The sequence below is a fragment of the Nocardia sp. NPDC005825 genome (assembly GCF_040630175.1).
Taxonomy (GTDB): domain Bacteria; phylum Actinomycetota; class Actinomycetes; order Mycobacteriales; family Mycobacteriaceae; genus Nocardia.
Map to the genome: position 1 here is coordinate 13,329 of NZ_JBEXXC010000023.1, position 14,368 is coordinate 27,696.

15 protein-coding genes and 1 tRNA gene are annotated in these 14,368 nt (G+C 68.3%); 6 read left to right on the forward strand and 10 right to left on the reverse strand.

Translation table 11 applies throughout. The annotated features are described in order from the left end of the window. The 3 genes from ABZ382_RS34505 to ABZ382_RS34515 all read right to left on the reverse strand — a co-directional run bounded on the left by ABZ382_RS34505 (position 1) and on the right by ABZ382_RS34515 (position 2,526). Entirely contained in the window at positions 1-165 is a 165-nt protein-coding gene (locus tag ABZ382_RS34505; protein WP_357097856.1) for a hypothetical protein, read from the reverse strand. Continuing rightward, complete coding sequence (locus ABZ382_RS34510; protein ID WP_357097859.1) at positions 165-1,040, reverse strand: SPFH domain-containing protein; 876 nt, start codon at positions 1,038-1,040, stop codon at positions 165-167. The genes ABZ382_RS34505 and ABZ382_RS34510 overlap by 1 nt, the downstream gene beginning before the upstream one ends. A 124-nt stretch (positions 1,041-1,164) precedes the next feature. Beyond that, a complete protein-coding gene (locus ABZ382_RS34515; RefSeq protein ID WP_357097862.1) occupies positions 1,165-2,526 on the reverse strand; it encodes an FAD-binding oxidoreductase in 1,362 nt (453 codons plus the stop codon). Positions 2,527-2,597: 71 nt separating this feature from the next. Between ABZ382_RS34515 and ABZ382_RS34520 the strand changes: the two genes are divergently transcribed. Then, a complete protein-coding gene (locus tag ABZ382_RS34520) occupies positions 2,598-3,539 on the forward strand; it encodes a LysR family transcriptional regulator (RefSeq protein ID WP_357097865.1) in 942 nt (313 codons plus the stop codon). Here the strand turns inward: ABZ382_RS34520 and ABZ382_RS34525 are convergent. Then, positions 3,497-3,946: a DUF4383 domain-containing protein gene (locus ABZ382_RS34525; protein ID WP_357097867.1), complete on the reverse strand. Its 450-nt coding sequence runs from the start codon at positions 3,944-3,946 to the stop codon at positions 3,497-3,499. The two genes, ABZ382_RS34520 and ABZ382_RS34525, sit on opposite strands and share 43 nt — an antisense overlap. A 133-nt stretch (positions 3,947-4,079) precedes the next feature. Between ABZ382_RS34525 and ABZ382_RS34530 the strand changes: the two genes are divergently transcribed. Then, complete coding sequence (locus ABZ382_RS34530; RefSeq protein WP_357097870.1) at positions 4,080-4,505, forward strand: helix-turn-helix domain-containing protein; 426 nt, start codon at positions 4,080-4,082, stop codon at positions 4,503-4,505. After that, the gene (locus tag ABZ382_RS34535) at positions 4,502-5,341 is read left to right on the forward strand and encodes an alpha/beta fold hydrolase (RefSeq protein ID WP_357097873.1); all 840 of its coding nucleotides are present in this window, start codon (positions 4,502-4,504) and stop codon (positions 5,339-5,341) included. Before ABZ382_RS34530 ends, ABZ382_RS34535 begins: the two co-directional genes overlap by 4 nt. Before the next feature lie 48 nt (positions 5,342-5,389). Here the strand turns inward: ABZ382_RS34535 and ABZ382_RS34540 are convergent, their stop codons facing one another. The 4 genes from ABZ382_RS34540 to ABZ382_RS34555 form a co-directional block, all read right to left on the reverse strand. Further along, complete coding sequence (locus ABZ382_RS34540; protein WP_357098025.1) at positions 5,390-6,142, reverse strand: amino acid ABC transporter ATP-binding protein; 753 nt, start codon at positions 6,140-6,142, stop codon at positions 5,390-5,392. 84 nt (positions 6,143-6,226) lie between these two features. After that, the gene (locus tag ABZ382_RS34545; protein WP_357097876.1) at positions 6,227-7,165 is read right to left on the reverse strand and encodes an amino acid ABC transporter permease; all 939 of its coding nucleotides are present in this window, start codon (positions 7,163-7,165) and stop codon (positions 6,227-6,229) included. 6 nt (positions 7,166-7,171) lie between these two features. Continuing rightward, a complete protein-coding gene (locus ABZ382_RS34550) occupies positions 7,172-8,077 on the reverse strand; it encodes an ABC transporter substrate-binding protein (protein ID WP_357097879.1) in 906 nt (301 codons plus the stop codon). Between the two features lie 151 nt (positions 8,078-8,228). Beyond that, positions 8,229-9,314: an isocitrate/isopropylmalate family dehydrogenase gene (locus ABZ382_RS34555; RefSeq protein ID WP_357097882.1), complete on the reverse strand. Its 1,086-nt coding sequence runs from the start codon at positions 9,312-9,314 to the stop codon at positions 8,229-8,231. Positions 9,315-9,417: 103 nt separating this feature from the next. On the opposite strand from ABZ382_RS34555, the gene ABZ382_RS34560 reads away from it, so the two are divergent. After that, positions 9,418-9,939, forward strand: a complete 522-nt coding sequence (locus ABZ382_RS34560) for a 2'-5' RNA ligase family protein (protein WP_357097884.1) — start codon at positions 9,418-9,420, stop codon at positions 9,937-9,939. Positions 9,940-10,000: 61 nt separating this feature from the next. Further along, complete coding sequence (gene trxA / locus ABZ382_RS34565; protein WP_357097888.1) at positions 10,001-10,369, forward strand: thioredoxin; 369 nt, start codon at positions 10,001-10,003, stop codon at positions 10,367-10,369. 70 nt (positions 10,370-10,439) lie between these two features. Here the strand turns inward: trxA and ABZ382_RS34570 are convergent, their stop codons facing one another. Both ABZ382_RS34570 and polA read right to left on the reverse strand, forming a co-directional pair. Beyond that, entirely contained in the window at positions 10,440-10,871 is a 432-nt protein-coding gene (locus ABZ382_RS34570) for a 2-keto-3-deoxygluconate kinase (protein WP_357097892.1), read from the reverse strand. Between the two features lie 539 nt (positions 10,872-11,410). After that, on the reverse strand, positions 11,411-14,146 hold the full coding sequence (gene polA / locus ABZ382_RS34575) for a DNA polymerase I (RefSeq protein WP_357097895.1): 2,736 nt from the start codon (positions 14,144-14,146) through the stop codon (positions 11,411-11,413). A 121-nt stretch (positions 14,147-14,267) separates the two neighbouring features. Here polA and ABZ382_RS34580 point away from each other — a divergent pair. Continuing rightward, positions 14,268-14,340: transfer RNA gene (locus ABZ382_RS34580), tRNA-Trp, on the forward strand. Positions 14,341-14,368 lie beyond the last annotated feature (28 nt).

Here is a 14,368-nt window from a genome sequence, read left to right on the forward strand (position 1 = left end):
CTATTTGGGCTCGCGGCCCGCTTGTCGGAGAGCCATCCGGAGCGCGTACTCGATCTGGGCGTTGATGCTGCGCAGGTCGTCGGCCGCCCATTTGGCGATGGCGTCGTGGACGGCCGGGTCCAGGCGCAGCAGCACGCGTTTCGGCTCGCGTTTGGCGGCGGACATCAGGCGTAGAGGGTGCCGGCGTTGACCACGGGTGCGGCGGAGCGGTCCCCGCACAGCACGACCAGCAGGTTGGACACCATCGCCGCCTTGCGCTCCTCATCCAGATCGACCACGCCCTGTTCCGCGAGCCGGTCCAGCGCCATGCCGACCATACCGACCGCGCCTTCGACGATGCGGCTGCGGGCGGCGACCACCTGGGCGGCCTGCTGGCGGACCAGCATGGCCTGGGCGATCTCCGGCGCGTAGGCGAGGTGGGTGATGCGGGCCTCGATGATCTCGATGCCGGCCAGTTCGGTGCGGGCGCGCAGCTCCGTGGTCAGCTCACCCGCGACCTCCACGCCGTCACGCAGGCTCGAGGTGCTCGCGTCGTCGGTCTGGTACGGGTGGGTGGTGGCCAGGTGCCGGACCGCGGTCTCGGACTGGGTGCGCACGAAGTCCTCGTAGTCGTCGACGGCGAAGGCGGCCTTGTAGCTGTCCACCACCTGGTAGACGACGACCGCGGCGATCTCGACCGGGTTGCCGTCGAGGTCGTTGACCTTCAGCTTCTGGGTCTCGAAGTTACGGATGCGCAGCGAGATACTGCGCCGGCTGGACAGCGGGGTCACCCAGTGGAAGCCGGACTCGTCGACCGAGCCGATGTAGCGGCCGAAGAACTGGATCACCTTGGCCTGGTTGGGATTCACCGTGACGAAGCCGCTGGCGGCGAGCACCGCGGCCAGGATGGTGACCGCCAGCGCGATGCCGATGACGGTCCGCGCGGCCCCGGTGGCGCCGCTGCTCAGCGCGTGCGACTCCAGCACGATTCCGACGACCAGCAGGACGAAGACCCCCAGCATGAGGAACCCGTTCAACCGGAAGGCCCGACGCATCTCCATGACACTCTCCTAGTATCGAAGTGATATCACGACGATAGCGCGGTCGTACCGGAGCGGCAAGCTCGAAAACAGCTCGCCCCGCCGCACACAGGCGCGGCGGGGCAAAGGTTGTGGTCCCGGCCGATCAATTCGGGCGGATATTGCGGTTGTTGCGGAACAGGTTGGCGGGGTCGTACTTCGCCTTGAGCGCGGCCAGCCGGTCGTAGATGGCGGGGCTGTAGCCGGCGCGGGTCTGCGCCTCGTCGGCCTGGTCGCCGCTGCCGTAGAGGAAGTTGAGGTTGTGGCCGACGGTCCACGGCCGCAACGTGTTTCGCGCCAGTGCCAGCTGGTCGCGCACCGCCTCGGCATTGTCCGGCTGCGGCATGGCCAGCACCCGTGCGATGTACTGCGCGTCGCGGTGGTCCATCGAGATTCCGTACGGGCCCCGACGGCTCAAAGCTCCACCCAGGTGCCGGAATCCGGCCACCGTGGGCAGCGCGGCCCCGGGTCCGGTCGCCGCCAGGAATGCGGCGGCGGCGTCGGCGGGCAGGTCCGAGAGCAGCGCGTTGGTGGCGGTGTAGGCGTGCGGGTGATCCGGATCCCGGTAGATGGCATGGCTTTCCGTGTAGGGCATCACCCGCAGGTCGTCGGTCATGCGCTCCCCGACCGCGCGCAGCGGCGCGACGAGGCGTTCGCCCTCCTCCTCGGTACCGGTGAACGCGATATTGACGGTCGCCACGTACCGCCCGCGCAGGTGCGGGGGCAGCTGCGGGATATCGGGGAAGGTCAGCATGGTGATGGCCGAGGTGACGGTCTCGGGCGCCTGCCGGGTCCACCGACGCCAGGCCTCCAGCGCCGGAGCCACCAGCGCGGTGTCGAACTGCAACTGGCCGCCGTACACCCGGGTGACGGGCAGCAGGTCCAGTTCCAGCGCGGTGACCACGCCGAAGTTGCCGCCGGTGCCCAGCACCGCGCCGAACAACTCGTCCTCGGGCGTCAGGCGGCGCAGGCGGCCGTCGGCGGTGACGATCTCGATGGCTCGCACATGCTCTGCGGCATAACCGTATTCGCGCGCCAGGATGCCGATCCCGCCGCCGAGGATGTAGCCGACCACGCCGACCGAGAGCGAGGAGCCGTTCAGCGGCGCCAGGCCGTGCGCGGCGGCCGCCTCGATCAGGGCTCCGGCCTGCACGCCCGCCCCGATTCGGGCGGTGCGCGCGTCCGCGTCGACGCGGATGTCGGTGAGCCGGCGGGTGGTGATGAGCACGCCGTCGGTGGCCACCGACAGTCCGTGCCCGGTGGCCTGCACGGCGACCGGAAGTCCGTGCCGCGCCGCGTATTCCACCGCGGCGCGGACGTCCTCGGCGTGGGCGGCGGCCACCACGACGGCGGGCCGGTGGGTGTACGCGGTCTGGAATCCGGCGATCTCGGCGTCGTAGCCGGTGTCGCCGGGCTGGAACACGGGTCCGGTGGTGGCGGGCAGTTCGGTGATCGCTGTCTTCGTCATGTCACCTACCCTGCTCGCCCCTGAACGATAACTCCAACAGATAGTTCTTCTCGTAGCTAGAATCAGCAGTTATGGAACTGCGTCAGCTGCGCTACTTCGTCACGGTCGCCGAGGAAGCGAACTTCACCCGCGCGGCGGCCCGCCTGCATCTGGCCCAGCCCGGCCTCAGCGCGCAGATCCGCCAGCTGGAACGTGAACTGGGACAGCCTTTGCTGGATCGGACGAGCCGTTCGGTCACGCTCACCCCGGTCGGCGAGGCGGTGCTGCCGATCGCCCGCGCGGCCCTCGAACACGTCGAGCGCATCACCCACACCGTGGACGAATTCACCGGCCTGCTGCGCGGGCACGTGCGGGTCGGCTTGATTTCCGGCGCGGCGGGCGAGGAGATCGACATCGCCCAGGTGTTGTCCGACTTCCACCGCGATCACCCACAGATCGGCATCTCCCTCACCGAGGACACCTCCGACGCCATGTACGGCGCCCTGCGTCGCGGCGAGCTGGACATCGGCCTGCTCTCCATCTCGGAGGATCTGGACCCGAGCATCGGCACCGAGCTCATCTACGAGAGCACGATCGTGGCGGCCGTGGCGGCGGCGGCCGAGGGCTTCGGCGACCGGATCATCCTGCCCGAACTGTGCGAGCACCCGCTCATCTGCCTGCCCACCGGCACCGGGCTGCGCGCCCTGCTCGAAAACGCCTGCGCCGCCGCCTCTCTGACACCCGATGTGGCGTTCGAGGCCGCCGCACCCCCGCTGCTGATCCGACTGGCCGCGCACGACCTCGGCATAGCCGTCATTCCGCGAATCCCGGCGGACGAGGCCGCCCGCCTCGGTATCCGCACCCTGGAGATCGATCCGGCGATGTGCGGCCGCCTGGTGCTGGCGTGGAGCACCGAGCGCCCCCTGAGCCCGGCCACGAAAGTCCTGCTCGGCCAACTCCGTATCGCGCTCGCGACCTGGAAGACGCCGGGTCAGGCGAATACGGCCCGCAAGCCGCCGTCGCGGACGGCCTGAATCCCGACCAGCGCCAGCAGCACCACGCCGGTCACGATGTGCTCGATGGCGTCGCTCCGGTGATTCGGGAAACTGAACATCAACACGTTGTGCGCGAACAGCGCCCAGATCCCGACCACGAATCCGCCTCCGACAGCGGCGATCACGCAGTACCAGGCGGCCCAGCGCTTGCGCAGGGCGGCGAGCAGCGCCGGCGCGAACAGCAGCAGGCCCGCCAGCCCGTGCCAGCCGTTGTAGTCCATGCCGAGAACCGGTGTGGCCGGGGCGTGTTCGCCCATCGCGAAGCTGGGTTCGGCGATCCAGCCCACGATCGCCCACACGATGTGGACGACGCCGACCACGCATATCGCCCCTTGCAGAAAGCTCCATCGCGCCCGCGCCACCGGACGCTCCCCTGTCATCGCCATGCCGTCTCCCAACGGTGCGACCGAATATCTACTACAAACTGTAGTTGACTTGACAGCCCCGCGTAAGTGCCAACACAAAATTACCCAAACTTCCCTATTGATACTCACGACAGGGAACGTTAGGGTAGTTTTCGTGACCGATCGTCTCTACTCCGTCGAGGAAGTCGCCGAACGCCTCGGCCTGCACGTACGCACTGTCCGCGGGTACGTGCGGGAAGGGAAGCTGCCCGCCACCCGCATCGGCAAGCAGTACCGCATCACCCGGGCCGATCTGGAAGCCTTCACCGGCCTGCCCGCACCCGAGGGCGGATCGACTGCCCCGCAACGGTATTCGGAGGTGTCCAGCATCATCGAGGTCGATGCCGCGGATCCCTCGATCGCCGACCGGGTCAGCACGCTGCTGACCGCGGCGGCGGGCACCCACACCGGAGACGGGCAACCGCTGCGGGTGCAGACCTTCTACGACCGCGAACGCGCCCGCCTGAAGGTCATTCTCGTCGGCGGCCTGGGTGATACCGCCCGGCTGCTCGAATACATGGAAGGAGTTCTCGCGTCGTGAACGCGATCTACAAGTCCGAGGCCGGACGGGCCGCCATCCAGGCCCGCTACCAGGAATTGGTGCGCCGCTGGCCGGTCGCGGTGGAGCAGTTGCACATTCCGACCCGGGAGGGCGACACCTTCGTACTGGCCTCCGGCCCGAAGGACGCGCCGCCGGTCGTCCTGCTGCACGGGTCCGGGGCCAACTCCGCCACCTGGCTCGGCGATATCGCCTCCTGGGCAACCGATTTCCGCGTCTACGCCGTCGACATGGTGGGCGAGCCCGGCGGCAGCGCCGAGTCCCGCCCGGCGCTCGGCTCGGACGCGGTCGCATCGTGGCTCGACGATGTCCTTGCCGGACTGGACATTTCCGCTGCCGCGTTCGTCGGCATGTCCTTGGGTGGATGGACCGCGCTGGACTACGCGGTCCGCCGTCCCGACAAGGTGACCAAGCTGGCGCTGCTGTGCCCCGGCGGGATCGGCAAGCAGCGCTTCGGCTGGATCTTCAAGAACCTGCTCGACCACCTGTTCAGCAACCACGATCTGCGCCGCTCGGCCGCCATCGTCACCGGCCTGAACCTCACCGACCACGCCGAGATCCTCGACGACGTGACGCTGACCTTCACCCACTTCAACCCGCGCACCGGCAAACTGCCCCTCTTCACCGACGCGCAGCTGAGCGCCCTCCCGATGCCGGTCCTGGTGATCGTGGGCGAGGACGACGTCATGTTCAAGTCCGCCGACACCGCCCGCCGCGCACAGCAATCCATCCCGAACGCGACCACCCGGGTGCTCCCGGGCGTCGGTCACGCCATCCTCGGCCAGACCGCGCCCGTGCTGGAGTTCCTCCGCAAGTAGCAGATCAGGGAGCCCTCGCACCGAGGGCTCCCTGATCTCGTTGCGGGACTAGAGGATTCGCGAAAGGAACGCCTTGGTCCGGTCGTGCTGGGGGTTGGCGAGCAGCTCGCGCGGATCGCCCGCCTCCACCACGACACCGCCGTCCATGAAGGCCAGCTGGTCGGCGACCTCACGGGCGAAACCCATCTCGTGGGTGACGACCACCATGGTCATGCCCGAGGCCGCGAGTTCGCGCATGACGCCGAGCACCTCACCCACCAGCTCCGGGTCCAGCGCCGAGGTGGGCTCGTCGAAGAGCATCAACTTGGGGTCCATGGCCAGGGCGCGCGCGATGGCGACACGCTGCTGCTGACCGCCCGACAGCTGGGCGGGGTAGGCATCGGCCTTGTCCGCCAGGCCGACTCGGGCCAGCAGGTCCCGGGCGCGGGCCACCGCGTCGGCCCGCTTGAGCTTCTTGACCTGGGTCGGCGCCTCGATGATGTTCTCCAGCGCCGTGCGGTGCGGGAACAGGTTGAAGTGCTGGAACACCATCCCGATATCGCGGCGCTGCTTGGCGGCGTCGCGCGGGTGCAGCTCGTAGAGCTTGCCGTTCTTCTCGCGGTAGCCGACCAGATCGCCGTCCACGTACAGGCGCCCGGCATTGACCCGCTCGAGGTGGTTGATGCAGCGCAGGAAGGTGGACTTGCCGGAGCCGGACGGGCCGATCAGGCACAGCACCTCGCCACGCTTCACCTCGAGGGTGATGCCCTTGAGCACGTTCAACGCGCCGAAGCTCTTGCACACCCGGTCGGCACGCACCATCGGCACCGCCGAGGGCGGCAGCGAGCCGTCGATCAGCGGCGTGGATTCCTTGGAGAACGAGATCGAATCCTCGGACATGTTCACCTATCCCGTTCCGCCGGCGACCTGCGCCTGGGCCAAGGCGCGCAACTGTTTCGCGGTGAGCTGCCGGGAGGAACCGCGCGAGTAGTACCGCTCCAGGTAGTACTGGCCGATCATGAGCACGCTGGTGACGGCCAGATACCAGGTGGCGGCGACCAGCAGCAGCGGGATCGGCTGGAAGTTCACGCTGTAGATGTCGCGAGCCCGGCCGTAGAGGTCGGTGGTGAGCGGGATGGCCGTCACCAGCGAGGTGGTCTTCAGCATGGAGATGAGCTCGTTGCCGGTCGGCGGGATGATCACCCGCATGGCCTGCGGCAGCACCGTGCGGGTCATGGTCTGCGACCACGACATGCCCAGCGCCACCGACGCCTCGCGCTGCCCCTCGCCCACGGAATTGATTCCCGCGCGCACGATTTCGGCCATGTAGGCGGCCTCGTTGAGACCCAGGCCGATCATCGCGAAGAAGAACGGCGCCGACCAGTGCTGCACATCGAAGTGCGCCAGCGACGGCCCGAACGGCACACCCACGGTGACGGTCTTGTACAGCGACGGGAACAGGCCCCAGAACACCAGCTGCACATAGACCGGCGTCCCGCGGAAGATCCACAGGTACGCCCACGCCACCGAGCGCAGCACCGGGTTCGGCGACAGGCGCATGACCGCCAGCAGCACGCCGAGCACCACGCCGATCAGCATGGCCAGCACGGTCAGCTCCAGAGTCACCAACGCGCCCTGGGCGATTCGCTTGTCACCCAGGTACTTGAAGTAGGTGTTCCAGTGGTAGGCCTCGTTGGTCTTGGCGCCCCAGATGAACAGGGCCAGGGCGATCAGGATGATCGCGGCGGCGATCCACCGGCCCGGCCGTCGCAGCGGAATCGCCTTGATCGGCTCGGGCTCGGCGCTCTCGACCGGCACCGAGAGGTGGTTCTTGTCCTGCGACATAGGAGGTCAGCTGGCTCCGTTGATGACGGACTTGGTGATCGCGCCCTCCTGGACACCCCAGTTCTCGGCGATCTTCTTGTACTGGCCGTTGTCCATCAGGTACTGCACGGCTTCCTGCAGCACCGGCGCCAGCGTGGAGTGCTTCTTGACCGGCCAGCCGTAGGGCGCGGAATCGAAGATCTTGCCGGCGGGCTCGATCTTGTCGCCCGCCTGCTTGATCGCGTACGCGGTCACCGGGGAGTCGGCGGACATGGCGTCGACCTGGCCCTGCACCAGCGCGTTGGCGGCGGCGGACTGCTCGTCGTAGGCGACCTTCTGGATCTCCGGCTTACCCGCGGCGACGCACGCCTTGGACTTGGCCGGGATCTCGTCGGTGTCCTGAACGGTGGTGCGCTGCACCGCGACTCGCTTGCCGCAGGCATTGTCGGGGTCGACGGTCTTGCCCTTCTGCTGGGCCCACTGGCTGCCCGCGGAGAAGTAGGTGACGAAGTCGGCGGTGGCCTCGCGCTCCTTGTTGTCGGTGAAGGAGGACATGCCGAGGTTGTAGGTGCCGGCCTCGATGGAGGGGATGATCTTCTCGAAGTCGGCTTCCTTGTAGTCCGCGTTCAGGCCCAGCACCTTGGCGACCGCGTCCATCAGGTCGACGTCGAAGCCGACGATCTTGCCGCTGGACGGATCCCGGTACTCGTTGGGCTGATACGGAACGTTGACGCCGACGGTCAGCTTGCCGGAGGACTTGATGTCGGCGGGCACCTTGGCCGCGATGGTGTCGACCTTGGCCACGTCGACCTTGGCCACCTCGGGACCGCTGGACTCCGAATTACTGGTACAGGCGGTCAGTGCGAGAGCGCCACCGGCGACGACGACAGCGGCTCGCAGGGCACGCCCGCGAAGAGAGTTACGAACAGACACAGCAGTCCTCCACAGTTCGGGTGCGCGACATCCGTGGGTCGCCCGCCGTTTGAAATGTAAGCGAGTGACACCGTCCGCGTCGGCCGGTAACCGAAGATTAATCGGCGACACGCCAGAGCGGGGCCGAACACGCCCGGCCCGGAATGCGCGCTCACCAGCGGTGCAGCCGTGCGCGCACCTGCTCGGTGAATTCGGAGGTAGAGGCTAGCCCACCCAAATCGGACGTTGCAACACCAGCCCGCAACGTATCAGCAACTGCCCGCTCGATGCGCTCGCCGACCCGGTCCAACGCGCTGTGGCGCTGAGTGCGACCCATCCAGTGCAGCATCACCGCCGCGGAGTTGAACAGCGCCACCGGATTCGCGCGATTGCGCCCCGCCAGGGTCGGGGCCGCGCCGTGCACCGCCTGCGCCATGATCTGGGTATCGGAGCAGTTCACCGAGGCGGCCATACCGAGCGAACCACTCAATTCACCCGCCAGATCGGACAGGATGTCGCCGAACAGATTCTCGGTGACGATCACGTCGTAGTCGCGGGCCGCGCGGACCAGATGCGCGGCCGCCGCGTCCACGTGCTCGTCGTCGACCTCCACGTCCGGGTAGTCCGCGGCCACCTCGTAACAGATGTCGCGAAACATCCCCATCGTCATGGGCAACACATTGGCCTTGTGCACCACGGTCAGCTTCTTCGACCGCTCCGACGCGATCTCGAACCCCAGCCGCGCGATGCGTTCGATCGCCGCCCGGGTGAACACGCCGACCGACAGCGCGACATCCCGCGACGGCTGGAACTCACCGGAACCAGCGGCCATATTGCGGTCGGCGTAGAGGCCCTCGGTGTTCTCGCGCAGGATCAGCAGATCCATGTCCGGAGCCAGGGCGCGCACACCCTCGAGGCTGCGGGCCGGGCGCACGTTCGCGTAGAGACCGAAGCGCTTGCGGACCGCGCCCGCGGGCGGCAGGCCGGTGCGGTGTTCGGGAGCGTAGGAGGCGCTGTCGTGCGGGCCCATGATCCAGGCGTCGAGTTCGGCCAGCCCGGCGAGCGTCTGCTCGGGCACCGGGTTGCCGAATTGCTCGATCGCCTCGTGCCCCAGTGGCAGCGGCACCCACTCCACCGGCGGCAGGCCCGTGGTCTCGAAGGCGTCGTCGACCACATGCCGGGTGGCACGGACGATTTCGGGGCCGATGCCGTCGCCCTCCAGCACGCCCAGCCGGATTCGAGTCTCGCTGTCGCTCATGGCAGTCATCCTCGCGCAACCCCCGCCGCCGTCGCGCCCCGGCACACGCTGCCACGCCTGTTTCGAGACCTGGGCGGCGAATCGCGCGTAAGTTCAGGACACCATGGTGCAATCGGTGGAACTGGTCTTCGACGAGGCGTCCGAGGCCGCGGTGCGGCGGCAGTGGGCGGCGCTGAGCGAACTCGGCCTGCACACGCCCGGGCCCTGGTATCGGCCGCACATCACCATGGCGGTGGCCGCCGAGATCTGGCCGCGGCTGGACAAGGTCCTGGCGCAGCAGGACTTCCGGCCGTTCCCGGTCCGGCTGGGCGGGCTGCTGGTCTTCGGATCCCATGCGGCCGTACTGGTTCGGGCGGTGGTGCCGTCCGAACCGCTGATCTCCTTGCAGCACAGGCTGTTCCGGGTGGTCGCCGACTGCCCGGGGATCCCCGGCAATGTCCGGCCCGACAGCTGGACCCCGCACGTCACCCTCGCCCGCCGGCTGAAACCGGGCCAATTCGACGCCGCGCTGGGCGCGGTGGGCTGGGACAAGGACGTGCGGGCTACCGTGGAGGACATCCGCCGGTGGGACGGTGACCGGCGCGCCGAATGGTCGGTGACCGCCGGTGACCGGCCCGCCCGGTAGCGCGGGGAAGATAACCGCAGGGCCCGGTGTTGGACCGGGGACATCGATACGAGAGGAAGCCATGGCCACCCAGACCCTGACCGAACAGAACTTCGACGAGGTAGTCACCGGTAACGACGTGGTTCTCGTCGACTTCTGGGCCTCGTGGTGCGGTCCGTGCCGCAGCTTCGCCCCCACCTTCGAGAAGTCGTCCGAAACCCACCCCGACGTGGTGCACGGCAAGGTCGACACCGAGGATCAGCAGGGACTGGCCGCCGCGGCCAACATCCGCTCCATCCCGACCATCATGGCGTTCCGCGAGGGCGTGCTGGTCTTCGCGCAGCCCGGCGCGCTGCCCCCGGCCGCGCTCGAGGATCTGGTCACCCAGGTGAAGGCCCTCGACATGGACGAGGTGCGCAAGCAGCTCGCCGAGCAGGAATCCGCCAAGTAGCCGCATCCCGCCGCAGCGTCAGCGCCGCAACTCCCGAAGGAGTTGCGGCGCTTCGCTTTTCACGGCTGATTCAGAAGTGCGAGCCGAGGTGGTTGATGCCCGCGATCATGGCGCGGATGGTCGACTCGGCGGCGTCGTCGGCGAGCGCGGCGCCCCAGCCGCGGCGGCCGTTGAACTCGCACTGCACGAAGGTGGCGGTGCCGTCCGGGGTGCTGCGCTGATGGAAGGCGAGGATCTCCACCGGGTAGCCCTCGTCGTAGAGCGCCGAGGTGAGCGCGGCCACCGGGCTGCCGGTCGCCACGACGGTGCGCAGGTGGGAGGCGATTTCCAGGGTGGCCGTACCGGCGCGGTCGCCGATCGGGGTCCACTCGCTGAGCTTCACCGGGCCCATCGGGTCGCAGTAGCGGTCGTGGAACTCGGCGGGGGTCAGGCCGGTGCATTCGGCCCGCAAGGTCGCGGGGGCGGCGGCGATGAACATGGCGGTATCCAGGGTGATGGTCATTGAACTAGGTCTTCCCGACTTCTTCCGAAGAATTGACAGAGGGGACCAGCAAAAGAAAGTTCTATCGGCCGCAGCGAGGGGCCGGTCCGAATCAGACCCCGCTACGGCGGAGAACTACGAGTACGCGATCGCCGGCCACATTCGCGGTAAGCGAAATAAGCGCTGCGCGGTCGCGGTCTGCGACGTCGAGCGCTGCGCTGCGGCTGTTGGCGGGATTCGGCACGGGTCCGAGCATAGGGGGGAGCTCACGCAATGGCAACCACATTCGTGAGGGACCCACGGGTAACTTCGTCGCAGGTCACCGCCAATGCGACGGGCGCCACACGGCCTCCGGCGCGGCCGCGAGCAAACACTGTGGGCCCGGCAAACATCCGATTCGTGAACATCCCCAGGTCGACGCAATTCCGGCAACCCGTACAACGGGTGGCGGGCGGGTGCCGACGCGCGCGGAGAGGGCGGCCGAGACACGAACCGCCCACACCGAAACCCGGTGCGGGCGGTCCGCGTGTCGCGCGACTCGCGAGTGCGTGTCGAGTTCCCTAGTGCGCGGCCGAATCCCAGCTGCGGCCCACGCCCACCGACACCTCCAGTGGCACCGACAGCTCGATGGCATTGGACATGTGCTCGCGCGCAAGCGATTCCAACTGCTCCCGCTCCCCCGCGGCGACCTCGAAGACGAGTTCGTCATGGATCTGCAGCAGCATGCGGGATTTCAGGCCCGCCTCCCGGATCGCCTTCTGGGTGTCGATCATGGCGACCTTGATGATGTCGGCCGCGGTGCCCTGGATGGGGGCGTTGAGGGCCATGCGCTCGGCGGCCTCGCGGCGCTGCCGGTTGCTGGAATCCAGGTCCGGCAGGTAGCGGCGGCGGCCGAACAGGGTCTCGGTGTAGCCGACCTTGCGGGCCTGATCGACGGCGTCGTGCAGGTAGTCGCGGATGGCGCCGAAACGGTTGAAGTAGATGTCCATCTGGACCTTGGCCTCGTCGGCGCTGATCTTCAACTGCTGGGACAGGCCGTACGCCGACAGACCGTAGGCCAGGCCGTAGGACATGGCCTTGATGCGGCGGCGCAGCTCCGGCTCCACCTCGGCGATCGGGATGTCGAAGGCCTTGGAGGCGACGAAGTTGTGCAGGTCCTCGCCCGAGTTGAAGGCTTCGATGAGGCCCTCGTCCTTGGACAGGTGGGCCATGATCCGCATTTCGATCTGGCTGTAGTCAGCGGTCATCAGCGACTCGTAGCCGGGGCCGACGACGAAGGTGTCGCGGATGCGGCGGCCCATGTCGGTGCGGATCGGGATGTTCTGCAGGTTCGGCTCGGTCGAGGACAGGCGGCCGGTGGCGGCGACGGTCTGGTTGAAGGTGGTGTGGATGCGGCCGTCGTCGGCGACCGACTTGAGCAGGCCGTCGACGGTCACCTTGAGGCGGGTGGCGTCGCGGTGCTCGAGCAGGTGCTGCAGGAACGGGTGCTGGGTCTTCTCGTAGAGGCCCTCGAGCGCGTCGGCGTCGGTGGTGTAGCCGGTCTTGGTGCGCTTGGTCTTCGGCATGTCGAGCTCGTCGAACAGGACCACCTGCAGCTGCTTGGGCGAGCCCAGGTTGATCTGCTTGCCGATGACGTCGTACGCGGCCTCGGCGGCCTCGGCGACACGGTCGGCGAACTCGCGCTGCAACTGCTCGAGCTGGGCGGAGTCGACGGCGACGCCCGCGGCCTCCAGGTCGGCCAGCACGCTCAGCAGCGGGAGCTCCATATCGCGCAGCAGCGCGGTGGACTCGATGCGCTCGAGTTCGGCGTCGAAGGCGTCGGCGAGGTCGTAAACCGCTCGGGCGCGCAGCATCTGGGCATTGGCGGCCTCGGCGTCGACCTCGTCCTCGTCGTCGAGCAGCGACAGCTGGGTCTCCCCGGCATTGTCGACGCGCAGTTCCCGGCTCAGGTAGCGCAGCGACAGGTCCTCCAGGTTGAAGGTGCGCTGGCCCGGCAGGATCAGGTAGGCGGCCAGCGCGGTGTCACTGGTGAGCCCGGCCAGCCGCCAGCCGCGCCCGCGCAGGGCGTGCATGGCGGTCTTGGCCTCGTGCAGCGCCTTCGGCGTGGCCGGGTCGGCCAGCCAGTCGCCGAGCGCCTTCTCGTCCTCGGGGGTGAGGGTGTGCACGTCGATGTAGGCGCCCTCGCCGTCGGCGGCGGCCAGGGCGATGGCCTGGGTGTCGCCGTGCGTCGGCGAGCCGTTGCCGACCACGGAAACCCCGTGCCGCACACCGGTTCCAGCGTGCTCGGCCAGCCAGGCGGCGACGGTGCCGGCGGCCAGCGCGCTGCCGCTGATCTCGAAGCCGGACTCGGCCTCGGGCTCCACCGGGGCCAGGGTGTCGAACAGGCGGTCGCGCAGCACCCGGAATTCCAGCTCGTCGAACAGCCGGTGGATCTTGTCCCGATCCCATGGCTGCATGGCCAGCTGGTCGGGTGCGTAGGGCAGCGGCACCGTCTTCACCATCTCGGTGAGCTGCCGGTTGAGCACCACGCTGGACAGGTTGGCGCGCAACGCGTCTCCGACCTTGCCCTTCACCTTGTCCACCTGGTCGACCAGGGTGGCCAGGTCGCCGTACTCGCGGATCCACTTGGTGGCGGTCTTCTCCCCCACGCCCGGGATGCCCGGCAGGTTGTCGCTCGGGTCGCCGCGCAGCGCCGCGAAGTCCGGGTACTGCGCCGGGGTGAGCCCGTACTTCTCCTCGACCGCGGCCGGGGTGAACCGGGTGAGCTCGGAGACGCCCTTCTTCGGATAGAGCACGGTGACGGTGTCCTCGACCAGCTGCAGCGAGTCACGGTCACCGGTCACGATGAGCACCCGGAACCCCTGGGCGACGGCCTGCGTGGTGAGCGTGGCGATCAGATCGTCCGCCTCGTACCCCTCGATGGCCATGACCGGAATCCCCAGCGCGCCCAGCACTTCCTGGGTGGTCTCCACCTGCCCCTTGAACTCGTCCGGGGTGGTCGCCCGATTCGCCTTGTACTCCGGGAACGCCTCGGTCCGGAACGTCTTGCGGCTCACGTCGAACGCCGCCGCCACATGCGTCGGCTTCTCGTCGCGCAGCAGGTTGATCAGCATCGCCGTGAACCCGTACACGGCATTGGTGGTCTGCCCGCTCTGCGTCTTGAAGTTCTCCGCGGGCAGCGCGTAGAACGCGCGATAAGCCAGCGAATGCCCATCCAGCAACAGCAGGGTCGGCTGCTCCCCGGACACGGCTTCGGACGCAACAACAGGACGCTGATCAGTAGAGGCAGGGGTCACCCGCAAGAGTCTAGGTACCGCCCCCGACATCCGTGGGCAGCGGGCGTACTCGGCCCGTCGCCCCAGGTCAGCGAAACCGATTTCATCCTCGACCCGCTACCTGGTAGCGTTGCCCCCGCCAAGGGGTGTAGCTCAATTGGCAGAGCAGCCGTCTCCAAAGCGGCAGGTTGCAGGTTCGATTCCTGTCGCCCCTGCTTGAAGGTTCGGGCCGGTCACCGGAAG